The organism is Streptomyces sp. NPDC003077, assembly GCF_040611095.1.
In the GTDB taxonomy this organism is placed as follows: domain Bacteria; phylum Actinomycetota; class Actinomycetes; order Streptomycetales; family Streptomycetaceae; genus Streptomyces.
This window is the reverse complement of record NZ_JBEXNM010000080.1, coordinates 13035-36519: the sequence shown is the minus strand read 5'-3', so window position 1 is coordinate 36519 and position 23485 is coordinate 13035. Positions and strand designations below refer to the sequence as shown.

Here is a 23485-nt window from a genome sequence, read left to right as displayed (position 1 = left end):
TCGTCATCCCGCAACGCCAGCTCGTCCAGCGCCCACCCCCAGTTCGCCCCCACCCGCACATACCCCCGCAACAACCTCACCGCCTCAACCCACCCATACGACGCCAAATGCCCCAACACCGACAACGCCAACCCCGTCCGTTCCTCCCCCGGATCCACCCCGTCCGCCGGCGCGAACAAATGCCGCTCGATCTCACCGAGCCCCCCGCCCAGCTGCGCCAGCAACCGCGCGTAATACAGCGACCGGCTCTCCACCCGCCAATCCCCCCGCGGATCCGCCACCACCGCCGCGCACACCGCCGCCACCGCTTCCTCCCGCGGCGCCGCCAACGCATGCAGCACACCATCACCCCGCCCCCGCTGCACAAGACCAAGAAGAGAACCACTGGGCGCTATGTCGGAATCAAACATGAGGTCAGCATCCGGCCCCCACCCCACCCTGGCAACGGGATTTCGGCCACGATCAGGGCACGCCGTTCCCCAGAACTCACCAGGTCCCGACCACACAACCCGCCGAAATCGGCCAGACCGCCCTACCCAGACCGGCCACATTCCCGCCCGGATCGCCCCGAGCCGGGCGATCGCCGCGCCTGGCCGAGCCGGGGCCCGTCACCCGCTCCCCGCCCCGGCCCCGCATGGGCGCGGGACCGCCCCCGCGACCCCGCCGCGCCCTCACCGGGACGGCGCGGGCGGAGGTCCGCAGCGTGATCGAGGCGGCACGGACCGCCACGAGTCCGGACGCCCGGGAGGCCCGGCCCGCCCCGGTGTCGAGGCCCCCAAAAAAAACCGAACGGCCCGCCGGAAAATCCGGCGGGCCGTTACGCACAGGAGTCGGCGTCCCTCGCACGCGTGACAGCACGGCCCGACGCCCACGAGGGCACCGGGCCGCGAGCGGGAACCGGCCGACAGCCCCGGTCAGCCCTGAAGGCGGACCGGCAGGGAATCGATCCCGTACACGATCGACAGTTTGCGGAAGGCGAGCTGGTCCGGCTCGACGGCCAGCCGCATGTTGGGGAAGCGGCGGACGAGCGCGGGGTAGGCGGCGCGCAGCTCCATGCGGGCGAGTTCGGCGCCGACACAGCGGTGGATGCCGTAGCCGAAGGCGAGGTGGGAGGGAACATTGCGGGTGGGGTCGAAACGCTCCATCTCGGGCCCCAGCTTGGCGTCCCGGTCGGCGCCGCTGAGGGAGCAGAGCACCACGTCGCCCTTGGCGATCTGTATCCCGCCGATCTCCAGGTCCTCGCGGGCGAAGCGGGGGAAGGCCACCTGGACGACGGTGAGGTAGCGCAGCAGCTCCTCGACGTAGCGCTCGGCGGCCTCCTCGTCGTCCTTGAGGGCGGCGAAGTGGGCCGGGTCCTGGAGGAGGACGAGGGCGCCGAGGGCGAGCATGCTCGCGGTGGTCTCGAACCCGCCGGTCAGGACGCCGTCAGCGAGTCCGGCCAGCTCCTCGTCGCTGACCGAGTCGCCGTGCTCCTTGATGATCATGCCGAGCAGGCCGTCACCGGGGTTCTCGCGCTGCTTCTTGACGACGTCGCGGAAGTAGGACAGCGACTCGGATATGGCCCCCAGGGACGCGTTGGCGCCCGCGAACAGGTCGAACCGGGCCGCGCTCAGCCGCTCGAAGTCCTCGCGGTCCTCGTACGGGACGCCCAGCAGCTCGCAGATGACCAGGGAGGGGATGGGCAGCGCGAAGGTCGCCACGACGTCCACCGGCTCGCCGGAGCGGGCCGCCTCCTCCATGGCGTCCAGGCGCTCCTCGACGATCTCGTGGATGCGCGGGGTGAGCCGGCCGAGCCGCCGCATGGTGAACTCCGGCGTCAGCAGCTTGCGCAGCCGGGTGTGCACCGGCGGGTCCGCGAACCCCAGGCCGCCCGGGTTCTGCTCCGTGCTGGCACCGGCCTTGCCGATCAGGTTGGTGAAGTCGGAGCTGAACGCGTTGGCCTTGCCCAGGACCGCCTTGACCTCGTCGTAGCCGGTGACCAGCCAGACGTTGGCGGCGATCGGGACGGGCAGCTTGGTTATGGGGTTCTTCTCCCGGACCGTGGCCAGATCGCCCACGGGGTCGAGGCCGTCGCGCCGCAGCGGCATCAGCACCGACTCCGGCAAAAAGGACATGCGCGAGAGGTCGAAGCCCTTCTTGCGGGTCCTTGCCAGATAGAGGCGGCCGGCCCAGGCGATGATCCGGGAACGGAGGGTGGTCATGACGCTAATACTGCCTTTCGTCGAGGGGGACGGTCACCCGCCCTCGGCGGTCCGAGGAGCCGACGGAGCGTGGGGGAAGTCCGTAGGCGTGCACGGTTGTGACGTTCGCCATAGCCCCCTCGCGTGCGGCCGGTCATGGTGCGGGTCCATGACGCGACCGGGTGGTCCGGTCTGCCGCCACCAGCGTGACGAGCTCGGCCTTTCGCTTTGTGAAGGCCGAGTTTACAAACTGCGCCCAGCCCGTTCCGCCCGTCGATCCCTGGTCGGCCCCTGATTCGACCCTGACCGGTCCCTGGTGCCTTTGGGGCGGGAGCCCGTAGGGGTTCATCGGGCGGGCGGACGATGGCCGGGGGGACGAGTTCACCAAACGGTCATCGGCGGACGAGTCCACCGAACGCGGCTGCCAGGCGGCGAACCGGTTCACCAACCGCCGCTGCCGGACAGCAGACGGGTTCACCGAAAACCACCGGGCACGCGAACGGGCCACCCAGGCTCGCGGCCCCCAGACCCACGGGCCACCCCAGCGCACACCCCCCGGACACCCGCCCCCACGCACGTACACCCCCTACGCCCGGCGTCCACCCCGCCCGCACCCGCCCGACGCACACCACACAACCGGCATAGCGGACATATGGCTGGCCGCTTGCTACGTTGCCCGACATGACCCCAACCAAGCGCCCGACATGACCCCCACCAGGGCGGACCCGGACGCTCCGCCGCCCGGCCTGAGGCTGCCTCAGCGCCGGGGCGTGGAGCTGGCGCTGCTCGTCGGCGCCGTCCTCATCAGCGCGTACGGCTACCTCGACGTGGAGCTGACCCGGTCCAACGCGCTGCCGAGCGGGGCCGCCCTGCGCTACGGGGCCGGGCTGGCCGCCCTCGCCCTGCTCGCCCACCTGGCCGTCCGGTGGCGGGCCCGGTACGCCGATCCGCTGCTGCTGCCGATCGCCGTGCTGCTCAACGGGCTCGGCCTCGTACTGATCTTCCGGCTCGACCTGGAGACACCCGGCGACCGGGCCGCCCCCACCCAGCTGATCTGGTCGACCCTGGGTGTCCTGCTCTTCACGGCGGTGATCGTGGTGGTGCGCGACCACCGGACCCTCCAGCGGTACGCGTACGTCTCGGCCGCCGCCGCGCTCGTCCTGATGGTCGTCCCGATCTTCTTCCCGGCCATCAACGGCGCCAAGATCTGGATTCGGGTCGCGGGGTTCTCCTTCCAGCCCGGCGAGTTCGCCAAGATCCTCATCACCGTCTTCTTCGCCGCCTACCTCGCCGCGAACCGGGCCGCGCTGGCGTACGCGGGCCGCCGGGTGTGGCGGATGCAGTTGCCCACCGGCCGGGTGCTCGGGCCGGTCGTCGCGATCTGGCTGGTCAGCGTGGGGGTGCTGGTCCTGGAACGGGACCTGGGGACCTCGTTGCTGTTCTTCGGCGTCTTCGTCGTCCTGCTGTACGTGGCGACCGGCCGCACCGGATGGATCGCGGTCGGCCTGCTGCTGGCCGCGGCCGGCGCGGTGGCGGTGGGCAGCGTGGAACCGCACGTGCACAGCCGGGTCCACGACTGGTTGCACCCGCTCGCGAGCATCGACGCAGGTCAGGGCGCCAGCCAGCTCGCGCAGTCGCTGTTCGCGTTCTCGGCGGGCGGGATGCTCGGCACCGGCCTCGCAGAGGGCCACTCCGCGCTCATCGGCTTCGCCATGAAGTCGGACTTCATCCTGGCGACCTACGGCGAGGAACTGGGCCTGGCCGGGCTCACCGCCCTCTTCCTCCTGTACGCGCTCCTGGTGGCGCGCGGCTACCGGGCGGGCCTGGCGCTGCGCGACCCCTTCGGCCGGCTGCTCGCGGTGGGGCTGGCCTCGCTGCTGGCCATCCAGGTCTTCGTCATCGCGGGCGGGGTGATGGGGCTGATCCCGCTGACGGGGATGGCGATGCCGTTCCTGGCGCAGGGCGGCTCGTCCGTCGTCACCAACTGGATCATCATCGCGCTCCTCATCCGCCTCAGCGACCACGCCCGCGCCCCGCAGCCCATCGTGGCCGAGACGGGGGTCATCGCCCCCGCCGACCCGGCCGAGGACGCGAGGGCCCGCGGCACCACACCCGAAACGGGACGGGAACGCGGACGGGAACGCGGACCGGAAACCGACAGCCGACCGGAAACCGACCGCAGGCCGGAGCCGGAAAGCGGCCCGACCCCGGAAACCGGTCCGGAACCAGAAAGCAGCCCGGATCCGGACACCGGCCCCGACCCGGACACCGGCCCCGACCCCGAGGCCCGCCCATGAACCGCTACATCCGCCGCGCCTCCGTCTTCGGCCTGCTGCTGCTCGTCGCGCTGCTGCTCAACGCCGCCCGGGTGCAGGTCCTCCAGTCCGGCAGGTACGACGACAACCCCGCCAACCGCCGGGCCGCCCTGGCCCGCTACTCCCAGCCGCGCGGCGACATCCTCGTCTCCGGGCGGCCCGTCACCGGCTCCCGGGACAGCGGCGGGCGGCTGCGGTACGAGCGCACGTACCTCGACGGCCCGCGCTACGCGCCGGTGACGGGCTACGCGTCGCAGATCTACGGCACGTCCCTCCTGGAGCAGACCGAGGACGGCGTCCTCTCCGGCACCGACGACCGGCTCGCCCCGTTCCCCCTGTGGTCCGACCTCACCCGCGCCCAGCAGCCCGGCGGCGACGTGCTCACCACCATCGACCGCGCGGCCCAGGACGCCGCCGTCAACGGGCTCGGCGGCAAGAAGGGCGCGGTCGCCGCCGTCGAACCGCGCACCGGCCGCATCCTCGCGCTGGCCAGCAGCCCTTCGTACGATCCGCAGGCGCTGTCCGGCACCGGGCAGTCCGTCGTGGACACCTGGACACGGTTGAACCGCAGCCCCGAGCAGCCCATGCTCAACCGCGCGCTGCACCAGACCTATCCGCCGGGCTCGTCCTTCAAGGTCGTCACGGCGGCGGCGGCGCTGGACAGCGGCGAGGTCACCGACATCGACGCGCCCACCGACTCCCCCGACCCGTACACCCTGCCCGGCACCACGACCCGGCTGACCAACGAGGCGGGCGGCTGCGCCAACGCGTCGCTGCGCCGCGCCTTCCAGGTCTCCTGCAACACCGTCTTCGCGCGCCTGGGGGTGGACGTGGGCCTGCGCGGCATGGTCGGGGCGGCGGAACGGTTCGGCTTCAACCGGGGCGGCCGGGACCGGCTGACGGTGCCCCCTCCCGTCGCGAAGAGCAATTTCGACACCGATATGAACGGGTCCCAGGTCGCGCTGTCCTCCATCGGCCAGTTCGACACGACCGCCACGCCCCTTCAGATGGCCATGGTCGCCGCGGCGGTCGCCAACGGGGGCGAGGTCGCGGCCCCGCACCTGGTGGAGAAGGTGACCGACGACCGGGGCCGCACGGTCGCCCGCACCCGGCAGCGGAGCCTGGGCCGCGCCATGGACGACGACACCGCCGAGAAACTGCGCACCATGATGATCGACGTCGTCACCTCCGGCACCGGTACCAACGCCGCCCTGGAGGGCGTCACCGTCGGCGGCAAGACCGGCACCGCCCAGCACGGCGTGCGCAACGAGGGCACCCCGTACGCCTGGTTCATCTCCTGGGCACAGGCGGAGGGCGCCGACGACCCGGCGGTGGCGGTGGCCGTCGTGGTCGAGGACGCCGCCGCCCGCCGCGCCGACATCAGCGGCGGCGGCAACGCGGCCCCCATCGCCCGGGAGGTGATGCGGGCGGCGCTGCGGTGAGGTGGACGGGCCGGGCGCCGGTACCCCAGGTGCTCCGGACGAAGGCCTCGCCCGCACCGCAACGATGGACCGGCAGCCCGCCCAGGCCGGCCGTACCAAGGCCCCCGCTTGCCGGACGACGCCCGGGATGCCCGCCCCACCGCTGCCCTCACCGATGGACCGGCACCCACCCCGCCCCGCCCGCCGGCGGCCGGTCCGGGTCGCCCCACAGCAGGCAGCCGCAGGCCAGGCCCGGCACCCACCGGCTCCGCACCAGGTCGCCGCGTCCGGTTTCCAGCGCCTCGGCGAACAAGGTGAGGTAGTGCACCAGGGATGGGTACACCCCGGCGGTCGGCCCGTTCGTACGGCCCCAGCGCCCCATCCGCCCGGAGGCCCCGTCCAGGAACAGCCCCACCCGGTCGCCGTCCTTCGCGCACCACGGCAGCCACCGCTCGCCCCACCACGTCCCGCCCGCCAGGCGGTCGTCGGTGTGCAGCCGGTACAGGCCGGTCATCCGGCTCAGCGGCAGCAGCGTGTACCCGCCGAGGAACGCGTCCGGCGCGCACGCCCCCTCCGCGTCCCCCGCCACCGCGTACCGCTGCGCCCCGTCGTGCAGGCGCAGCAGCGCTTTGGGGCCCTCGGGCAGCGGCCCGCCCCACTCCGCCTCCGCCGCCCCCAGCGCCCCTTCGGACGCGGGCGGGCGCAGCGACCGGTGCGACGCCGGCGCGCGCACCTCCAGCCACGATTCGATACGGCGCCACGCACCCGTCACCGCCTCCGACACGACCCCGCCCTCCGTTCCACCCATCGGACCCTCCCCCCGGAAGTTGCCAGATACAGCTACCGTGCGCGGCATGACTGCCTCCGACCCCGCGCACCACGGCACCACGCCAACAGCGAAGCACCGAACGGGACATGAAGCCGAGAGCGCCGTCGCGCCAACTCGCCGCGCCCGGTCCGTCGCCACCCTCGAAGACGTGAGCGTCCGCCGTCTCACCACCGGACAGGTCATCCTCGACGGCGTCGACTGGACCGTCCGCGCGGGCGAGCACTGGGCGCTGCTCGGGGCCAACGGCGCCGGAAAGACGACCATCCTGCGCCTGATCGGCGCGACGATGTTCCCGACCACCGGCACCGTCGAGGTGCTGGGCCACCGCCTCGGCCGGGTCGACGTGCGCGAACTGCGGGCCGCGATCGGCCTCGTCTCCAGCGCCCAGAAGGTCCCGATGGACGCCACCGGGCACACCGTCGTCCTGACGGGCGCGACCGGCACCGTCCAGCCCCTGTGGGGCAAGTACGACGCGGCCACCCGCGCCCGCGCCCACGCCCTGCTCGCCGAACTCGACAGCAAGGACCTCGCCGACCGCCCCTACGGCGTCTGCTCGGGCGGTCAGCGGGCCCGCATCCTCATCGCCCGCGCCCTGATGGCCGACCCGTCGCTGCTCCTCCTGGACGAGCCGTTCAACGCCCTCGACCTCCCCTCCCGCGAGGACCTGATCGACACCATGCACCGGCTCGCCACCACCCGCACCGACCTGGCGACCGTCACGGTCACCCACCACCTGGAGGAACTCTCCCCCGCCATCGGCCACGCCCTCCTCCTCAAGGAGGGCCGCGTCCAGGCACGGGGCCCGGTGGACGAGGTCCTGACCGGGCCCCGGATGACGTCCTGCTTCGGCCGCCCGATCGAGGTCACCAGGCACGAGGGGCGGTGGCTGGCCCGGTCGGGGCGGAGTGGGGGCTGAGGAGGACGGCGCGGGGCGGGGCGGGGGCTGACGAGGACGGCGCGGGGCGGGGCGGGCGCTGGCTGACGGGCCGCCGCCCTACCGTCCCAGCGTCAGCTTGAAGCCGTCGTGGCTGCGCTCGAAGCCCAGCGACGCGTAGAAGCGGTGCGCCTCCGTCCGCCGCTTGTTGCTGGTGAGCTGGACGAGCACACACCCGCGCGCCCGCGCCCGCGCGATCGCCTCCCCGATCAACTCCCGCCCCAGCCCGGCCCCCCGCCGGTCGGCCCGCACCCTGACGGCCTCCAGCAGGGCCCGCTCCCCGCCCCCACGCCCGAGCCCGGGGATGTAGGTGATCTGCAGGAAGCCCAGCACCGTCCCGTCCCCCTCGTCGAGGACCAGCAACTCGTTGCGCGGGTCCTCCGCGATCTCCGCGAACGCCCGCTCGTACGCCTCGCCCACCACCACGGTGGCCGGATCGGTCACGGCGTCGTCGTCCGCCAGCAAGGCGAGGAGGGCGGGCAGGTCGGGGCGGTGGGCGAGGCGGAAGATCATGGGGGGAGTGTGGCATCGGGTGGCCGGGGGTGCGGAGGGGGCCCTCGGTGTGGGGTGCCGCTCCGCGCCCGGCCGTCTTTGGCTCAGTTGTCGAGCCGGTTTGCCTTGACGGCTCGTACGAAGACGGACCACGCCGTCATGGAGACACCGAGCACGACGGCGGGTACGTCTCCTTCCCGCAGCCGCACCTGCCCGTCAGTGCGGGCGGCCACCTCTACGCACTCGCCTTCAGGGCCGCCGCTGTACGAGGACTTGTGCCACAAACCCTCGGACATGTCGCCCTCACTTTCGCTCGAACCACCCTGCCTGAACTGCCCGTACCAAGCCCGCCCACGGAGCGCTCGTGGCGGAAACCACCACGTCCGGCTCGTCGCTCTCACGGAGCAGAACACGCCCGTCGCTACCAGCGGCCGTCTCCAGGCAATCTCCGTTGCCGCCACCGCTGCAGGAAGATTTGCGCCATACACGCTCACCCATTTGTTTACTCCTTTGCGACTGAGTGGCGTCAGTTCCGCTTGCTTCAGCCGTCGAGCCTGCCCGCCTGCACGGCGCGCACGAAAGCCCGCCACGAAGCGCGCGCAGCGGACGCGACCACGACAGGCTCGTCACTCTCGCGGAAAAGAACACGCCCGTCCGCACCAGCAGCGATTTCCACACACTCCCCTTGCCCTCCGCCACTGAACGACGACTTGCGCCATTCCATTTCAGTCATTCCTTTTCCTCCTCACAAGGTGTACATCACGTGCTGGATGAGGCCGAGCGAATCACGGGACGTGTGGGACTCCGGACGCGACTCCGGGTCGATGGGGCGCAGTGCCAGCCCGGAAAGCTTCTCGAACATCCTGGCGTAATCACTGATAGCTCCCTCTTCACGTACGAAGAGCGATTGCACTGGATGCTCCAGGTAGACCGTGCCCAGGCTGGGCACCGCACTCCCAATGAGCACGAACGATCGGCTGTACGCCGAGTAGCCACCAGCCTCGAAGGGGAAGATCTGCACCGATACGTTCGGCTGCCGGGCCACCTCGATCAATCGCAAGAGCTGCTTGCGCATGACAGCTGGACCGCCGATGGGCGTGTGCAAAGCCGCCTGATGGATGATCGCCCGGTACTCGATGTCCGCCTCCTCGCGGATGACGCGTTGACGCGCCATCCGGAATTCAACGAAACGGTCGTCCTTTTCATGGTCGCCGTCAGCGTCCCGCATGACCGCACGAGCGTAGTCCTCGGTCTGCAACATGCCCGGAATGAAGAGTGGTTCATGCATCCACAGCCGTTGGCACCGTGACTCCATTTCCGCGAGATCGCGCGCCACCGGCTCAGCACTGTCCCGGAAATCGTCCCACCACCCTTTTCCGGATTCCTGCGCCATATCCATGATGCCATCGAAAAGCGCACCCGACTGGCACTCGTAGTGCCGCAATAGCTTGTAGAGACGGTTACGCGGGACATCCAGACGCCCCGCTTCGATGTTGCTGATGCGGGTGCGGTCCGCGTCCAAGATGTCGGCCGCCTGATCACCGGACACCCCGGCTTTCTCTCGCAACTTCCGCAATTCCAGACCGAGACGCCTCTGACGTTCGGTGGGGTGTTTCCTTGGTGGCACTCGGCGACCTCCTCGATCAGGACCGTGCGAGGACCCTAACCGCGTTGGGCGGGCGAGGAGTTGGTGTGTCACTCGACCGAGTGGAGAGAGTCGTAAAGGGTTGCACCGTGCCCATGCCTTTCCTAGCTTCGGCGGCACTTCACTCGCCTCAGCCGACAGGAGGCACCCCATGCACACCTGTTCCCTCGTCTTTCCCCCCGACCCCGTTTGGGTCCGACCCTGCCGCGAGTCCGTACGGGCCCTGCTCACCGCCGCCGACCGCTGCGACCTCGCCGACATGGCGGTGCTGCTCACGTCCGAAGCGGTCACCAACGCCGTGAACGCGTGCCGGAACGACGCCTGCGCGCGGCCGGTCACGCTGTTCGCGGAGTGGTCGCCCCGCCGGTGCCTGCGCGTGCTGGTCCACGACGAGGCGGCGGGGCTCCCCGTCCCCCGGGCGCCCGGGCCAGAGGATCACCACGGCCGGGGCATGTTGCTGATCGCGGCCGGGGCGTCCGACTGGGGTGTGTGCCGGCACGGGCCGGGCCCCGGGAAGGCCACCTGGTTCGAACTGGCCGGGGCTCGCTTGCCGGCCTGAGCCCCTACCCCTCCGCCCCCTCCGCGATCGCCCGGTCCACCTCCGCCTTCCGTTCCCGTTCCTCGGCCGCGAAGCGCTCGGCGTCCAGGCGCTCGGCCAGCTCCTCGTCCTCCGTCATCAGCCGATCGAGGTTGGAGTCGCCGAGGTCGAAGACGCCCAGGTCCACATAGGCGCGCTGGAGGCGTTCGCCCCACAAGCCGATGTCCTTGACGCAGGGGACGATGCGGCTGAACAGGAGCTTGCGGAAGAGCTGGAGGAAGGGGGAGCGTTCGGTGATCTCGGCCGCTTCGCGGCGGGGGATGCCGAAGTCCTCCAGGACCTCCAGGCCGCGCAGGCGGTCGCGCATCAGATAGCAGCCCTCGATGACGAATTCCTCGCGTTCGCGCAGTTCGGCGTCGGTGAGCTGGCGGTAGTGGTCGCGCAGGGCCAGGCGGCCGAAGGCGACGTGGCGGGCCTCGTCCTGCATGACGTAGGCGAGGATCTGGCGGGGCAGCGGCTTGGCCGTGGTGTCGCGGATCATGCCGAACGCGGCCAGTGCCAGGCCCTCGATCAGGACCTGCATGCCCAGGTAGGGCATGTCCCAGCGGGAGTCCTTGAGCGTGTCCGCCAGGAGGGACCGGAGGTTGTCGTCGACCGGGTAGACCATCCCGATCTTGTCCTTCAGGAAGCGGCCGTAGATCTCGGCGTGCCGGGCCTCGTCCATGGTCTGGGTCGCGGAGTAGAACTTCGCGTCGAGGTCGGGGACGGATTCCACGATGCGGGCGGCGCACACCATGGCGCCCTGCTCGCCGTGCAGGAACTGGCTGAACTGCCAGGACGCGTAACGGCGGCGCAGTTCGGCGCGGTCCTTGGCGGACAACTTGTCCCAGTAGGGCGTGCCGTACAGGGACAAGGCCTCGTCGGGGGCGCCGAGCGGGTCGTACGGGTCCACCTCCAGGTCCCAGTCGATGCGCGTGGTGGCGTCCCACTGCTTGTCCTTGCCCTTCTGGTAGAGGGCCAGGAGCCGTTCGCGGCCGTCGTCGTACTCCCAGGTGAAGCGGGCGGCGCCGGTGGCGGGCACCGACCAGGGTGTGTCACCCGGGTCCCGCACGTACAGCTCACGCATCGACACGGTGGCCTCCTCGTATCGCCAAACCCGTTGCCTCATGCAGTCGTTGGCAGGCTCACACGGTCGTTACTGGCGGGTCAATAAGTCATACAAAACTATTGACGTCCTTGCTGACACGCAGTCTCATAAGACGTGACCGCGGGTAACCCCACAAGCGAGGTAACCACAGCCATGACGACCCTGACGGAAACAGAAGTCCTCCGGGACGCCCTCGGGCTGCTCAAAGACCGGGAACAGGTGGCCGAACGGCTGCTGGAGTCCTCGGCCAAGCACTCCTTCGACCCGGACGCCGAGCTGGACTGGGACGCGCCCATCGAAGAGGGCAAGTGGTTCTGGCCCCCGGAGCTCGTCTCGCTCTACGACACGCCACTGTGGAAGCGGATGTCGGAGGAGCAGCGGATGGACCTCGCCCGGCACGAGGCCGCCTCGCTGGCCTCCCTGGGCATATGGTTCGAGATCATCTTGATGCAGTTACTGGTCCGGCACATCTACGACAAGTCCGTGACCAGCGCGCACGTCCGTTACGCGCTCACCGAGATCGCCGACGAGTGCCGGCACTCGAAGATGTTCGCCCGCATGATCCAGAAGGGCAACGCGCCCGCGTACCCGGTGTCGCGCCTGAACCACAACCTGGCCCGCGTCCTCAAAACCGTCTCCACCACGCCGGGCTCGTTCGCCTGCACGCTGCTGGGCGAGGAGATCCTCGACTGGATGCAGCGCCTGACCTTCCCCGACGAGCGCGTGCAGACCATCGTGCGCGGCGTCACCCGCATCCACGTCGTGGAAGAGGCCCGGCACGTCCGCTACGCCCGCGAGGAACTGCGCCGCCAGATGGTCACCGCCCCGCGCTGGGAGCGCCAACTCACCCGGCTGAGCTGCGGCGAGGCCGCCCGCGTCTTCTCCATCGCGTTCGTGAACCCCCAGGTCTACACGGACGTCGGCCTGGACCGCCGGGAGGCCGTCGCGCAGGTCAAGGCCAGCGGGCACCGACGCGAGGTCATGCAGTCCGGGGCCAAGCGGCTGACGGACTTCCTGGACGAGATCGGCGTGCTGCGGGGCGTGGGGCGCACGCTCTGGCGCAGCTCGGGGCTGCTGGCCTGAGTCCGTACGCGGAGTTCTCGGCTTGAGCGCCTGAGCCCCGTACGCGGAGTTCGCCGCTTGATCGCCTGGACCCCGTACGCGGAGTTCGCGGCTTGATCGCCTGATCCGGCCGGGCCCGTATTCGTCAGCGTCCGCGCACGGGGCGGTTCGACGACAGGGCAGCGTGGCCGACGGCCCGCACCCGTACCCGGCCGCGCCCGCGTCCGCGCACCGGCACGGGCCGGGTACCGCTCGCCCCCGGCGGCACCCGGCCCGCAGGCCCGGAACCCCCTCAGGTTCCGGGCCCTCGGCCTGCCCCCACGCCGGCGGGGGGTGGGCCGGTCTTCGGGTCCTGTCGTCGCGGCCTCCGGCTTGCGGGCGGGAGGTGGCGGGTGCCCACGCCCGGGCGCCCACGCCGCGGGCGAAGGCCGTCACCTTGGCGACAGGTTCTGGGGGGACCTCGTCAGAACATCAGCTCGCCCGCCGGGTAGCCGCTGCCGACCTTCTGACGAGCGGCGTAGCCGCCCTTGCCGTCACCGCGGTAGGCCCACAGGTCGCCCGCCGCGTCCCGGCCGACGAGATCCGCGCGGCCGTCACCGTCGAGATCGCCGGGGGCGGTGAGCGCGGTGTACGCCTGCCAGCCGCTGCCGATCTTGACGCGCGGCGCGTAGCCGCCCTTGCCGTCGCCCTTGTAGAGCCACAGGTCACCGGCCTTGTCCCGGCCGATCAGATCCGCGCGGCCGTCACCGGAGAAGTCGCCCGGGGAGAGCAGGGCGGTGTAGATCTGCCAGCCGTTGCCGATCTTCACGGGGGCGGCGTACGCGCCCTTGCCGTCGCCCTTGTAGAGCCACAGGTCACCGGCCTTGTCCCGGCCGATCAGGTCCGCCCGGCCGTCGCCCGAGAAGTCGCCCGGGGTGAGCAGGGCGTCCATCGGGCCCCAGCCGTCCGCCGCGCGCATCCGCGTGCTGCCGGTGTACGTACCGGTGTCGAGGTCGGCCGGGTAGCGCCACAGGGTGCCGGAACCGTCGACGGCGAGGACGGTGTTCCCGTCGTGCGCGGCGAGGCGCATCATGGTCCAGCCGCTGCCCACCTTGCACGCGCCGGTGACCGTGCCGTCGGAGCGGCCCGCGTAGCGGAACAGCCCTCCCGCGGCGTCCCGGCGGAAGACGGTGCCCGTCCACGGGGCGAGCGGGCCGCAGTCGTCCCAGTACGCCGCGCCGCGCAGCAACCGGTGGTCGGAGACCGCGGTGTCCAGCGGGAGCGCGTCGGCCTGGACGCCTTTGAAGTGAGGCGCGGAGAGGAAGACGTAGTCGATCTTCTCCTGGCCGAAGGTGGGTTCCCCCGAGCGGCAGCGGGACCGGGAGGGCGGGCAGACCGACGAGGGGAAGTGATCCTTGTCGGTCTCGTCGGCCTCCAGGAAGGTGCCCTTGCCGCCGTCGGAGATGCTCGTGTCGTAGAAGTGGGACAGCGAGGCGTCCCGCGGCTGCCCGTTGAAGTCGCCGGCCAGGACGACGGGGACGCCGGCGTCCTCCCATGCCGTGGCCTGCGCGGCCAGGGCGCGTGCCTCGGCGTCACGCAGTTCGGCGTCCCTCCAGTAAAGGTGCACCGAACACGCCCAGTTGGCGCGGCTCTGGATGTAGTTCTTCACGCACGGGACCTTGATGGGCTCCGCCTCGCCGCCCGCCGTCAGGTCCAGCACCTTGGTCTCGGAGACCGGCCCCTTGACGAGGACGGCCACGCCGTAGTCGGCGCCCGCGCACACGTCGGGCTTGCCGGAGAGCGTCGCGGCGTACAGGCCGTGGAAGCCGAGCGGGGCCAGTCGCTTGAGGACCTCGTCGTACTGCGGGCGGCAGACTTCCTGAAGGAAGAGCTGGTCGGCGCCCCAGGTCCCGGGCGCCGCCTCCTTCACGATGGTGTCGATGCGCCGCTGGTTGTCGTAACCCTTGGCGTCGGGGCACATGTTGCCGCAGATGTTGTAGCTGGCGAACCGCAGCGGCGGGGCGGTTCCGGCGGTGACGGTGTCCGCCTGGGCGGCGGGCGCCGTCAGAACCGCGCCGGCGGCCATCGCCAGCGCGGAACCCGCCGTGGCCAGCAGGGACGCGACGCGTCTCACGGATGGCTCCTGAGGGGGAAGGGACGGAACGGACGGGTGGGAGGTCCTGGGAAGGTCCCTGCCCTACCAGTTGGTGCCGATCCGGACGCGGTCGCCGCCGGCGAAGCCGGGGCCGGAGTAGCGGTAGAGCATGTGCGTGGACGGGTCGGTCGCGAGGAGGTCCGGGATGCCGTCACCGGTGACGTCGCCGACGCCCGTCAGATTGGTCATGCTGTTCCAGTTGGAACCGATCTTGGTCTTCGTGCTGCCGTTGTAGTGCGGGCCCGAGTAGCGGAACAGCTCCCCGGTCTTGCTGTCGACGGCGATGATGTCGGCCGTCTTGTCGCCCGTCAGGTCGCCGATGCCGACGATGGTGGAGTACACGTTCCAGCCGGTGCCGATCTGGACGCGGTCGCCGCCGGTGAAGTCCGGGCCGGAGTAGCGGTACAGGTTCCCGTTCTTCTTCTCGACCGCGATGATGTCCGGCACCCCGTCGCCGTTCAGATCGCCGACCGGGGTGATGTTCGTCATCGAGTCCCAGTTGCTGCCGATCTTGGCCTGCGTCCTGCCGTTGTAGTACGGGCCCGAGTAGCGATAGAGGTCGCCGTTCTCCTTGTCCACGGCGAGGATGTCGGCCACGCCGTCGCCCGTGAGATCGCCGACGCCGACGATGTCGCTCATGCCGTTCCAGCCGAAGCCGATCTGCGTGCGCGAACCGCCGCCGAAGGACGGGCCCGAGTAGCGGTACAGGTCGCCGGTCTTCTTCTCGACCGCGATGATGTCCGGCACCCCGTCACCGTCCAGGTCGCCGACCGGCGTCAGGTGCGCCATGTAGGACTGCGGGGCCGGGGGCTCGGCCGGGTAGGGGTCGGCGTGGTCGTTGGCGAGGTTCGCTCTGGCTCCGCAGCTGCCCCAGGCGCCGGCGCCCTGTCCGGCCAGGATCTTCTCCGCGATGCGGATCTGCTGCTCCTTGGTGGCCAGGTCGGCGCGGGCCGCGTACTGCGGACCGCCGTAGGCGACCCAGGTGGACTGGAGGATCTGGAGGCCGCCGTAGTAGCCGTTGCCGGTGTTGATGTGCCAGTTGCCGCTGGACTCGCACTGGGCGACCTTGTCCCAGGTGGCGACGGAGGCCGCGGTGGCGGTCGGCGCGGTGACCAGGGAGAGGCCGAGCGCGGCGACGGGGAGGGCGGCGAGGGCGCGACGGCGGGGCCCACCGGTAAGCGCGCGCTTCAGGGAGAAGCGACGCGGGTGTCCGTGCGGCTTCGGCTCGCGCGGCTGCCGGTGGGACTGCTCCTGGTTTCGTTCGGGCATGGTGAACCTCGGTCCGGTGGGGTGACGTACGGGGGGGAGGGGAGGGCCGGGGGCGCGGGACGCGCTCATCCCGGGGAGGCAGGTGGGGCGCCTTCTCGGCGTGGGGGCTTGCCCGGCGGTACGCCCTCTTGGCGGAGGGCCGGGGTGGGCTCTGCCCGGCGGCGGGAGGGGCCGCGCGGCCCCGGAGGGGGGAGGAAGGGGCCGCGCGGCCCTGGGAATCGGCACCGGCCCCGTGGTGGGACGGGGCCCACGCCGGCCCGGGGCACGCACCTCGGGCCGGCGGACGGCGGAGCCGGGTCGCAACCGTGCCCGGGAGAGGCACGTTTCCGGAGAGGCACGTGCTCGGGAGAGGCACGTTTCCGCCCTCGTGGTGTGCGGCGGGGCGCCGCCTACCAGTTGGTGCCGATCTGGACGCGGGAACCGCCGGGGAAGTCGGGGCCCGAGTAGCGGTAGAGGTACTGGGAGGACTGCTCCACGGCGATCAGGTCCGGGATCTTGTCGCCGTTCAGGTCGCCGACACCGGCCATGTTGATCATGGAGTTCCAGTTGGTGCCGATCTTGGTCTTCGTGCCGCCGTTGTAGTGCGGCCCCGAGTAGCGGAACAGCTCCCCGGTCTTGTTGTCGACGGCGATGATGTCGGCCACGCCGTCACCCGTGATGTCACCGACACCGGTGATGGAGGAGTAGACGTTCCAGCCGGTGCCGATCTGGACGCGCGAACCGCCGCTGTAGTCCGGCCCCGAGTAGCGGAACAGCTTGCCGCTGCTCGTCTCGACGGCGATGATGTCCGGCTTGCCGTCACCCGTCAGGTCCCCGACGGCGGTGACGTTGGCCATCGAGTTCCAGTTCGTGCCGATCTGGACCTTGTCCCTGCCGCTGTAGTTCGGGCCCGAGTAGCGGTACAGATTGCCGGTCTCGGCGTCCACGGCGAGGATGTCGGGGATGCCATCGCCCGTGAGGTCACCGACGCCGACGATGTTGCTGACCGAGTCCCAGCCGAACCCGATCTTCACTCGGGCCGTGTCGCTGCCGGTGTAGTCGGGCCCGGAGTAGCGGTACAGATCGCCGGTCGCGGTCTCCACCGCGAGCACGTCGGTGATGCCGTCGCCCGTGAGGTCGCCCACCGCGGTGACGTTGGTCATCCCCTTGTCCGGCACGGTCACCGGGGACTCGATGACCTTCTTGTAGCGGTAGGGCTTGAAGCCGTTGTTGACGATGTAGTTGCGGCTGTAGGTGGCCTTGCGCGCGTTGGTGCCGGGCCGGGCGTGCTCCATGATGTTCGCCGTGGTGTGGCTGGAGTCCGTCCAGCCGACGAAGAGCACGACGTGGCTGTTGATGTTGTTCAGCGCGTCGCCGGGCTGGAGGTCGTCCAGGCTGCCCAGCCGGGTGGAGAAGCTGGGCAGCGTCCACGTCGTCTCGCTGTTGGGCAGGTGCCAGGCCATGGACACCAGGCCGGAACAGTCGGTCCGGTAGCGCTTCCCCTCGACGTCGGGGTAGGTCGCCGCCTGGCTGTACGGAACGCCCTTGTCGATCCAGTACTGCACCCGCTCGATCATCTCGGCGCGGCTGATCTCACCGCCGACCGTGGAGTCGGCAGCGGCGGCCTTCGCCACCGGTCTCGCCTCCCCCGGTGCGGCGTGGGACGGAGCGGTCACTCCCAGGACCATGGCACCCAGCGCGGCGGTGACCAGGGCGGATCGGACGGCGGGACGGCGCAGGAATCCGGACATGCCAAATCTCCTCGTTGGTGGGGTGAGAGGTCGGGAAGGTCGGTCGGCGTGGGCACGGCCGGGCAGGACGCGCGACGCGCCGGGCCGGCCGCGGGGCGCACGGCTGCGGTGCGCCGGGGTGGGGACCGGGCCGGGTGGGAATCCGGTGGTCCGGGTGGGGAGGCCCCGGAGCCACACCCCCGGGACCGCGAACGGTCGCGGGACTTCCGCGCGCGGCCCCGGAGGCGCCGGGCGGGCACGCGGAACGGGCGGCCGGTGCGAGGTACGCGTCCGGGCCGGGCCCCGGCGCGGTGCGACAGGAGCCGGGCGGCCCGGGTACGTCCCGGCCGGGCGGGGTGGAACCTCGCGGCCCGGCGCGGCCCCGCTCGGCCCGGCTCCGCGTGCCGGAACGGGGCACGGGGAATCGGGGGTGCGCCAGGTGCCGTGTGGTGCCTTGGGGTGTATGGCACCGGGCGCGCGGAACGGGTCGGGTCGATCAGATGGGAGGGACCGAGCAGACGGGAGGCATCGAGCAGACGGAAGGGGACGGCCGGACAGGACGAATCAGGGCAAAGGGCATGACGAAGCGCGGATCACGAGATGACGGATCGATCGGACCGAGCGGGGATCCCAGATACCGGACACCGCTCAGACGGCCATCACCCAGGCGGACACTGCTCAGGCCGAAGGGACCTCGGTCGAGTAGCCGTGGACCGCGAGCGGTTCGCGGACCCGGTCCAGCAGTCCCTGTGCGCGGGTCAGTGCGACCCTGTCCGTCTCGGCGTGGAGGAAGAGGATGACCTCCATGCCCGCGCGGACCGGGCGGACCCGTACGTGTTCCAGTCCGCCGTCCGGGTCCGTGTGCGCCCAGAACAGATCGTGCAACAAGTCGGCTCCGCGCCCGTTCTGCGACCCCAGGCCGCCTGCCCTGACCAAGAGGGCGCGGACGACACGCATCGGGTCAGTCCCAGCCGATTCCGGTGGCCGAGGAGGCGCCCGGCGCCTCCCAGCCCGCGACCTTGGCGATCGCCTGAGCCGGGCGCGAGGTCTCCCGGCCGGCGGCCGAGGAGACGGCCAGGACGGTGCAGAGGAGCAGCAGAAGGAAGGCGACGAGACCGGTATGGCGCGTTGCCCTGGACATGGAACCCCCTGGATGCGGATGACGGAAAAGCAGGCCCGAGTGGTCGCGGACCGTTCCTCTCCGGCCCCCCGGTGATCTCATCCTCTCCCGGCCGGCACCCTCCAGGAAGGCGGAACGGGTGGCACCAAGGTGGCTGGCACTCTGATGCCACGTCACGCTTTCACACAAACGTCTCATAGGATGACCGGCACGTTTCTGTCGAACGCATGTGCCTTCGGCACGTGCAGAACTCATGGGGTTGAACATGCTGGACGCCCTGGGGCTCGATACGGCGACGGAAAGTGTCTACCGGGGCCTGCTGCGCTACCCGAACGCCGGCGTCAGTGATCTGAGCGTGCGCCTGGACCTCTCCGAGCAGCGGATACGCGCCGCCCTGGACCAGCTCGTCGACATGGAACTGCTCCAGTCCTCCCGTGAGGACCCCGACCTGCTGCGCGTGGTCAACCCCGAGGTCGGGCTGGAGCTGCTGCTGCGCCGCCAGGAATGCGAGCTGGCCCGGCGCCAGGAGGCACTGGCCCGGGGCAAGGAGGCGGTGGCGCGGACCGTCGCGGAGTTCGCCGCGCTCCGTCCGGACAGTGACGTGGACGTGGCCGAGCGGCTGGTCGGGCTCGACGCCATCCAGGGCCGCCTGGAGACCCTGGCCAGGGACCTCTCCGAGGAGTGCCTGGCGATCAACCCCGGCGGCGCCCAGTCCCAGTCCAGCCTGGACGCCTCCCGCCCGCTGGACGAGGACGCCCTCCGACGCGGCGTCACCCTGCGCACGCTCTACCAGGACAGCGCCCGCAACGACCCGCCCACCCTCGCCTACGCCCGCTGGCTGGACGAACACGGCGGCGAGGTGCGCACCACCCCGGTCGTGCCCCTCCGCCTGCTCGTCTTCGACCGCCGGATCGCCGTCGTCCCCATCGACCCCGCCAACTCGCGGCGGGGCGCGCTGTGCACGAGCGCGCCCGGCATCGTGGCGGCGCTGGTCGCCCTGTTCGACCAGATATGGGAGAAGGCGAGCCCGCTCGACTCCGACTCCCGCGGCCGGCCGACGGACGACGACCCCGCGGAACTCGCCCCGGTCGAACGCGAACTCCTCAAGCTCCTGGCCTCCGGGCTGACCGACGAGGCGGCGGGCAAACGGCTGGGCGTCTCCCTCCGCACGGTACGGCGGCAGATGGCCGCGCTGATGGAGCGGCTGGGCGCGACCAGCCGCTTCGAGGCGGGGATCAAGGCGGCTCAGCGGGGGTGGGTGTAGGGGCTCCCCCGGCGGGCGCGCCGGTACTCCGCGCCCGTGGGCCCGTGGGCCCGTGGCCACATGCCCAGCGGGTGGCCGGTCGGCTCGCCCGGCACGTGCACCGGTACTCCATCGTGTGCCGGGCGCACCCGTGCACCACCGCGTGCCTGTGCGCTACCGCATGCCCGTCACACGCCGCCGCACGCCCCGCGCACCCAGCCCCCGTTACCCGCACCCGCACCCGCCTCACGCCGTCACGGGCGCCCGTCACACACGACCGCCGCCGTGCACCCGGCGCACCCAACCCCCGCCGCGCGCGCCCGGCCCGCGCCCGGCGGCGCCGTACGATCGCCGCGGCGCCGCGGTTACGCTGCATGTCATGACCGGCAGCGGCACCGTCCCAGCAGTTCCCCGACCCGCCTACCGCAGGCTGAGCGTCGAGGAGCGCCGCGCCCAACTGCTCGCCGCCGCACTGGACCTGTTCGCCCACCGCGCCCCCGAGGACGTCTCGCTGGACGACGTCGCGCACGCCGCGCAGGTCTCCCGTCCGCTGGTCTACCGCTACTTCCCGGGCGGCAAGCAGCAGTTGTACGAGGCCGCCCTGCGCAGCGCGGCGGACATCCTGGAAGGCTGCTTCACCGAACCGGAGACCGGCCCGCTCACCCAGCGGCTCTCCCGTGCCCTGGACCGCTACCTGGCGTTCGTGGACCAGCACGACGCGGGTTTCGCCGCGCTCCTCCAGGGCGGCAGCGTCGTGGAGACCACCCGGACCACCGCGATCGTGGACGAGGTGCGGCGCACGGCCGCCGACCGGATCCTGCACCACCTGGACGCGCCCGAGCCGGCGCCGCGGCTGCGGATGGCGGTCCGGACGTGGATCACCGCCGTCGAGGCCGCGTCCCTGATGTGGCTCGACGCGGACAAGCAGCCACCGCTGGACGAGCTGCGCGACTGGCTGGTCGACCACTTCGTCGCCCTGCTGACGGTGACGGCGGCCACGGACGAGCAGACCGCCCGGGTCACCCGGGCGGCGCTGCGCACGGAGACGGCCGAGGGCCCGGTCGCGGAGCTGGTCCGGCGCCTCCTCCCGGTCCTCGGCGACGCGTCCCACCTGCTGTGAGGTAGCCCGGATCCGTCACGGGCGGGCTCTGTTCCGTCGCGGGCGGGCTCTGTTCCGTCACGGGCGGGCCCTGTTCCGTCACGAACGGGCGCGGCCCCGACACGGGCGGGCGTGGGCCCCAGGAAGCCCGGGCCCGTCCCACGTAAGCGGTGCCCGTTCCCCCATCCGTCCGCCGCGCTCCGCCCTCCCCGCCCGTCGGCCGCAGTCCGTCCTCCCCCACCCGTCCGCCGCGCCCCGTCCTCCCCGCCCGGCACCGGCTGTCCCCCTCGGTGTGAGACTGGTGCGGTGAGAAGCGAGAACACACCCTTCGTCGGCGGACCGCTGGACGGCCGGGTGCTGCCGGTGCTGCTGGGCGCCACGGGCCAGCCCCCGAAGACGTACGAGATCCCGGTGCCCAACGACGACGGCCGCCCGCCCACGGTGCACATCTACCGCCGGACACCGGGGCCCACGGGGCGGCTGGGGCTGCCGCGCGGCTGGAAGTACACCTACGACCCGGAGGCGAAGCCGGGCGACAGCCGCCCGAAGTGGCCCTGGAGCAAGCGGAGTTGAGCGCACGGCCGGGGACCCTCCAGCCGGGCGGCCCCGCCCACCCGGCCGGAGGCCGCACCGACCGCCCCACCGACCCCCGGCGCCGACCGCCCCACCGGCCACTCCCGCAGCCGCTCCCACCAGCCGAAGCGGAGCGTCCCGCCCCAGCTCGGCAAGTCTGGTCCGTACCATTGACAGCACTGGTCTAGTCCTGTTTGCTGCCAGGGCAGAGGGCGCCGTCCCCGCGCCTCCCTGGTTGGCCCCACTCCGCAGGGGCGGCCCCCTCCACCGTTCGGCACACACGTACGCCCCCCTCGTACCGTCGTCGACTGGGAGATGCCCGATGCGCCTCCGTCCCTCCCGCCTGCCCCACCAGGCGACAGAAGCCCGTTCACGCTTCTCCAGACCCGCCTGGTTCCCGGGGCACCGGGCGCGGTCGGCCTTCCTCGCCGCTGCCGCCGCCTGCGCCCTCCTGGGCGGCGCCGCCCAGGCCACCGCCGTCCCCGACCCGTCCCCCCGGAGCGGCCGGACCGCCGCGTCGGCGCTCCCCGAGCACGCCCTCGTCGGCTACCTGCACGCCAGTTTCGCCAACGGCTCCGGCTACACCCGGCTGGCCGACGTCCCCGACAGCTGGGACGTCATCGACCTCGCCTTCGGCGAGCCCACCTCCGTCACCTCCGGCGACATCCGGTTCGCGCTGTGCCCGAAGAGCGAGTGCCCGACCGTCGAGACGGAGGCGGAGTTCAAGGCCGCCATCAAGGCCAAGCAGGCCGCGGGCAAGAAGGTGCTCATCTCCATCGGCGGCCAGAACGGACAGGTGCGGCTCGCCACCACCGCCGCCCGGGACACGTTCGTCCGATCGGTCGGCGAGATCATCGACCGGTACGGCCTGGACGGACTGGACATCGACTTCGAGGGCCACTCCCTGGCGCTGGACAACGGGGACACCGACTTCAAGAACCCGAAGACGCCCGCCATCGTCAATCTCATCTCGGCGGTGAAGACCCTCAAGGCCAAGTACGGGCCCGGGTTCACGCTGACGATGGCCCCGGAGACGTTCTTCGTCCAGCTCGGGTACCAGTTCTACGGCTCCGGGCCGTGGGGCGGCCAGGACCCCCGGGCGGGCGCGTACCTACCGGTCATCCACGCCCTGCGGGACGACCTGACGCTGCTGCACGTCCAGAACTACAACTCCGGACCGATCATGGGGCTGGACAACCAGTACCACACCATGGGTGACGCCGACTTCCCCATCGCCATGACCGACATGCTGCTGACCGGCTTCCCGGTCGCGGGCAACAAGAACAATGTTTTCCCGCCGCTGAAGGCCTCCCAGGTCGCCATCGGCCTGCCCGCCGCCCCGTACGCGGGCAACGGCCACATCTCCCCCGCCGAGGTGACCCGCACCCTGGACGCCCTCACCAAGAAGAAGCCCACCGGCGGCCCCTACCAGACCCACGGCACCTGGCCGGACCTGCGCGGCCTGATGACCTGGTCGATCAACTGGGACCGGTACGGCGGCTGGGCCTTCCAGAAGAACTTCGACGCGTACTTCGGGACGAACGGCCCGGTCGCGGGTGGGAACGGCCCGGCCACGGTTGGGAAGGCCCTCCGTTAGGAGCGCCCCCGCCCCGCTCCTCCCCCTGCTTCGTCCTCCTCTCTCTGCTTGGCCCCCCGCCCGACGCGCCCCCTACCTCCCCCACGCGTCGGGCGCTTCCTTGCCCGCAGGCGTCAGGGCTGCCCGCGCTCGTCAGACTCCTCTGGCGGCTGACGAGCGACTGTCAGGAGGCTGACGA

Annotated in this window: 21 protein-coding genes and 2 pseudogenes; 9 read left to right on the top strand and 14 right to left on the bottom strand. The window is 71.5% G+C overall.

What is annotated here, in order from left to right:
* A pseudogene (locus ABZX96_RS33390) lies at positions 1–410 on the bottom strand (HEAT repeat domain-containing protein); the annotation flags it as partial.
* Positions 411–914: 504 nt separating this feature from the next.
* Positions 915–2201, bottom strand: coding sequence for a cytochrome P450 (locus ABZX96_RS33385; RefSeq protein WP_355551736.1), 1287 nt, complete (start codon positions 2199–2201; stop codon positions 915–917).
* Positions 2202–2884: 683 nt separating this feature from the next.
* Here ABZX96_RS33385 and ABZX96_RS33380 point away from each other — a divergent pair.
* Both ABZX96_RS33380 and ABZX96_RS33375 read left to right on the top strand, forming a co-directional pair.
* On the top strand, positions 2885–4477 hold the full coding sequence (locus tag ABZX96_RS33380; RefSeq protein WP_355551733.1) for an FtsW/RodA/SpoVE family cell cycle protein: 1593 nt from the start codon (positions 2885–2887) through the stop codon (positions 4475–4477).
* Complete coding sequence (locus ABZX96_RS33375) at positions 4474–5937, top strand: penicillin-binding transpeptidase domain-containing protein (protein ID WP_355551730.1); 1464 nt, start codon at positions 4474–4476, stop codon at positions 5935–5937. Before ABZX96_RS33380 ends, ABZX96_RS33375 begins: the two co-directional genes overlap by 4 nt.
* Positions 5938–6085: 148 nt before the next feature.
* On the opposite strand, the gene ABZX96_RS33370 is transcribed toward ABZX96_RS33375, so the two are convergent.
* Positions 6086–6724 (bottom strand): SMI1/KNR4 family protein, encoded by a 639-nt coding sequence (locus tag ABZX96_RS33370; RefSeq protein WP_355551728.1) that lies wholly within the window; start codon positions 6722–6724, stop codon positions 6086–6088.
* A gap of 46 nt (positions 6725–6770) precedes the next feature.
* Between ABZX96_RS33370 and ABZX96_RS33365 the strand changes: the two genes are divergently transcribed.
* Positions 6771–7661, top strand: coding sequence for an ATP-binding cassette domain-containing protein (locus ABZX96_RS33365; RefSeq protein WP_355551725.1), 891 nt, complete (start codon positions 6771–6773; stop codon positions 7659–7661).
* A gap of 78 nt (positions 7662–7739) precedes the next feature.
* Here the strand turns inward: ABZX96_RS33365 and ABZX96_RS33360 are convergent, their stop codons facing one another.
* The 5 genes from ABZX96_RS33360 to ABZX96_RS33340 all read right to left on the bottom strand — a co-directional run bounded on the left by ABZX96_RS33360 (position 7740) and on the right by ABZX96_RS33340 (position 9798).
* A complete protein-coding gene (locus ABZX96_RS33360) occupies positions 7740–8192 on the bottom strand; it encodes a GNAT family N-acetyltransferase (RefSeq protein ID WP_355551722.1) in 453 nt (150 codons plus the stop codon).
* Between the two features lie 83 nt (positions 8193–8275).
* Positions 8276–8467 carry a DUF397 domain-containing protein gene (locus tag ABZX96_RS33355; RefSeq protein WP_355551719.1) on the bottom strand — a complete coding sequence of 64 codons (192 nt, stop codon included), beginning with the start codon at positions 8465–8467 and terminating at the stop codon, positions 8276–8278.
* Between the two features lie 7 nt (positions 8468–8474).
* The gene (locus tag ABZX96_RS33350) at positions 8475–8669 is read right to left on the bottom strand and encodes a DUF397 domain-containing protein (RefSeq protein ID WP_355551716.1); all 195 of its coding nucleotides are present in this window, start codon (positions 8667–8669) and stop codon (positions 8475–8477) included.
* A 43-nt stretch (positions 8670–8712) separates the two neighbouring features.
* Positions 8713–8904, bottom strand: coding sequence for a DUF397 domain-containing protein (locus tag ABZX96_RS33345; protein ID WP_355551713.1), 192 nt, complete (start codon positions 8902–8904; stop codon positions 8713–8715).
* 12 nt (positions 8905–8916) lie between these two features.
* Positions 8917–9798 carry a Scr1 family TA system antitoxin-like transcriptional regulator gene (locus ABZX96_RS33340; RefSeq protein ID WP_355551710.1) on the bottom strand — a complete coding sequence of 294 codons (882 nt, stop codon included), beginning with the start codon at positions 9796–9798 and terminating at the stop codon, positions 8917–8919.
* Between the two features lie 169 nt (positions 9799–9967).
* On the opposite strand from ABZX96_RS33340, the gene ABZX96_RS33335 reads away from it, so the two are divergent.
* On the top strand, positions 9968–10375 hold the full coding sequence (locus ABZX96_RS33335) for an ATP-binding protein (RefSeq protein WP_355551707.1): 408 nt from the start codon (positions 9968–9970) through the stop codon (positions 10373–10375).
* Positions 10376–10379: 4 nt separating this feature from the next.
* Here ABZX96_RS33335 and ABZX96_RS33330 read toward each other — a convergent pair whose 3' ends face one another.
* Positions 10380–11486 (bottom strand): ferritin-like domain-containing protein, encoded by a 1107-nt coding sequence (locus ABZX96_RS33330; protein WP_355551705.1) that lies wholly within the window; start codon positions 11484–11486, stop codon positions 10380–10382.
* A gap of 168 nt (positions 11487–11654) precedes the next feature.
* Between ABZX96_RS33330 and ABZX96_RS33325 the strand changes: the two genes are divergently transcribed.
* Positions 11655–12584: a diiron oxygenase gene (locus ABZX96_RS33325; protein ID WP_355551702.1), complete on the top strand. Its 930-nt coding sequence runs from the start codon at positions 11655–11657 to the stop codon at positions 12582–12584.
* A 442-nt stretch (positions 12585–13026) separates the two neighbouring features.
* Here the strand turns inward: ABZX96_RS33325 and ABZX96_RS33320 are convergent, their stop codons facing one another.
* The 5 genes from ABZX96_RS33320 to ABZX96_RS33300 all read right to left on the bottom strand — a co-directional run bounded on the left by ABZX96_RS33320 (position 13027) and on the right by ABZX96_RS33300 (position 18816).
* The gene (locus ABZX96_RS33320) at positions 13027–14676 is read right to left on the bottom strand and encodes an FG-GAP-like repeat-containing protein (RefSeq protein WP_355551699.1); all 1650 of its coding nucleotides are present in this window, start codon (positions 14674–14676) and stop codon (positions 13027–13029) included.
* Positions 14677–14739: 63 nt separating this feature from the next.
* Positions 14740–15966, bottom strand: a complete 1227-nt coding sequence (locus tag ABZX96_RS33315; protein ID WP_355551696.1) for a transglycosylase family protein — start codon at positions 15964–15966, stop codon at positions 14740–14742.
* Positions 15967–16355: 389 nt separating this feature from the next.
* Positions 16356–17696, bottom strand: coding sequence for a VCBS repeat-containing protein (locus ABZX96_RS33310; protein ID WP_355551693.1), 1341 nt, complete (start codon positions 17694–17696; stop codon positions 16356–16358).
* A 657-nt stretch (positions 17697–18353) separates the two neighbouring features.
* Entirely contained in the window at positions 18354–18560 is a 207-nt protein-coding gene (locus ABZX96_RS33305; protein ID WP_355551691.1) for a hypothetical protein, read from the bottom strand.
* A 76-nt stretch (positions 18561–18636) separates the two neighbouring features.
* The gene (locus ABZX96_RS33300; protein WP_355551688.1) at positions 18637–18816 is read right to left on the bottom strand and encodes a hypothetical protein; all 180 of its coding nucleotides are present in this window, start codon (positions 18814–18816) and stop codon (positions 18637–18639) included.
* A gap of 244 nt (positions 18817–19060) precedes the next feature.
* Here ABZX96_RS33300 and ABZX96_RS33295 point away from each other — a divergent pair, with 244 nt between their 5' ends.
* The 4 genes and pseudogenes from ABZX96_RS33295 to ABZX96_RS33280 all read left to right on the top strand — a co-directional run.
* Positions 19061–20059, top strand: coding sequence for a LuxR C-terminal-related transcriptional regulator (locus tag ABZX96_RS33295; RefSeq protein ID WP_355551685.1), 999 nt, complete (start codon positions 19061–19063; stop codon positions 20057–20059).
* A 358-nt stretch (positions 20060–20417) separates the two neighbouring features.
* Positions 20418–21158, top strand: coding sequence for a TetR/AcrR family transcriptional regulator (locus ABZX96_RS33290; RefSeq protein ID WP_355551682.1), 741 nt, complete (start codon positions 20418–20420; stop codon positions 21156–21158).
* A 285-nt stretch (positions 21159–21443) separates the two neighbouring features.
* The gene (locus ABZX96_RS33285) at positions 21444–21710 is read left to right on the top strand and encodes a hypothetical protein (RefSeq protein ID WP_355551679.1); all 267 of its coding nucleotides are present in this window, start codon (positions 21444–21446) and stop codon (positions 21708–21710) included.
* A 523-nt stretch (positions 21711–22233) separates the two neighbouring features.
* Positions 22234–23307: pseudogene (locus ABZX96_RS33280) on the top strand (chitinase); the annotation flags it as partial.
* Between the last annotated feature and the right edge of the window lie 178 nt (positions 23308–23485).

Excerpts from the sequence above, each read along its gene's own strand:
- ABZX96_RS33315 (WP_355551696.1), bottom strand. The coding sequence starts at position 15,966 with ATGCCCGAACGAAACCAGGAGCAGTCCCACCGGCAGCCGCGCGAGCCG.
- ABZX96_RS33385 (WP_355551736.1), bottom strand. The coding sequence starts at position 2,201 with ATGACCACCCTCCGTTCCCGGATCATCGCCTGGGCCGGCCGCCTCTAT.
- ABZX96_RS33300 (WP_355551688.1), bottom strand. The coding sequence starts at position 18,816 with ATGTCCAGGGCAACGCGCCATACCGGTCTCGTCGCCTTCCTTCTGCTG.
- ABZX96_RS33365 (WP_355551725.1), top strand. The coding sequence starts at position 6,771 with ATGACTGCCTCCGACCCCGCGCACCACGGCACCACGCCAACAGCGAAG.
- ABZX96_RS33350 (WP_355551716.1), bottom strand. The coding sequence starts at position 8,669 with ATGGGTGAGCGTGTATGGCGCAAATCTTCCTGCAGCGGTGGCGGCAAC.
- ABZX96_RS33335 (WP_355551707.1), top strand. The coding sequence starts at position 9,968 with ATGCACACCTGTTCCCTCGTCTTTCCCCCCGACCCCGTTTGGGTCCGA.
- ABZX96_RS33345 (WP_355551713.1), bottom strand. The coding sequence starts at position 8,904 with ATGACTGAAATGGAATGGCGCAAGTCGTCGTTCAGTGGCGGAGGGCAA.
- ABZX96_RS33290 (WP_355551682.1), top strand. The coding sequence starts at position 20,418 with ATGACCGGCAGCGGCACCGTCCCAGCAGTTCCCCGACCCGCCTACCGC.
- ABZX96_RS33375 (WP_355551730.1), top strand. The coding sequence starts at position 4,474 with ATGAACCGCTACATCCGCCGCGCCTCCGTCTTCGGCCTGCTGCTGCTC.
- ABZX96_RS33370 (WP_355551728.1), bottom strand. The coding sequence starts at position 6,724 with ATGGGTGGAACGGAGGGCGGGGTCGTGTCGGAGGCGGTGACGGGTGCG.
- ABZX96_RS33295 (WP_355551685.1), top strand. The coding sequence starts at position 19,061 with ATGCTGGACGCCCTGGGGCTCGATACGGCGACGGAAAGTGTCTACCGG.
- ABZX96_RS33325 (WP_355551702.1), top strand. The coding sequence starts at position 11,655 with ATGACGACCCTGACGGAAACAGAAGTCCTCCGGGACGCCCTCGGGCTG.
- ABZX96_RS33355 (WP_355551719.1), bottom strand. The coding sequence starts at position 8,467 with ATGTCCGAGGGTTTGTGGCACAAGTCCTCGTACAGCGGCGGCCCTGAA.
- ABZX96_RS33360 (WP_355551722.1), bottom strand. The coding sequence starts at position 8,192 with ATGATCTTCCGCCTCGCCCACCGCCCCGACCTGCCCGCCCTCCTCGCC.
- ABZX96_RS33310 (WP_355551693.1), bottom strand. The coding sequence starts at position 17,696 with ATGTCCGGATTCCTGCGCCGTCCCGCCGTCCGATCCGCCCTGGTCACC.
- ABZX96_RS33380 (WP_355551733.1), top strand. The coding sequence starts at position 2,885 with ATGACCCCCACCAGGGCGGACCCGGACGCTCCGCCGCCCGGCCTGAGG.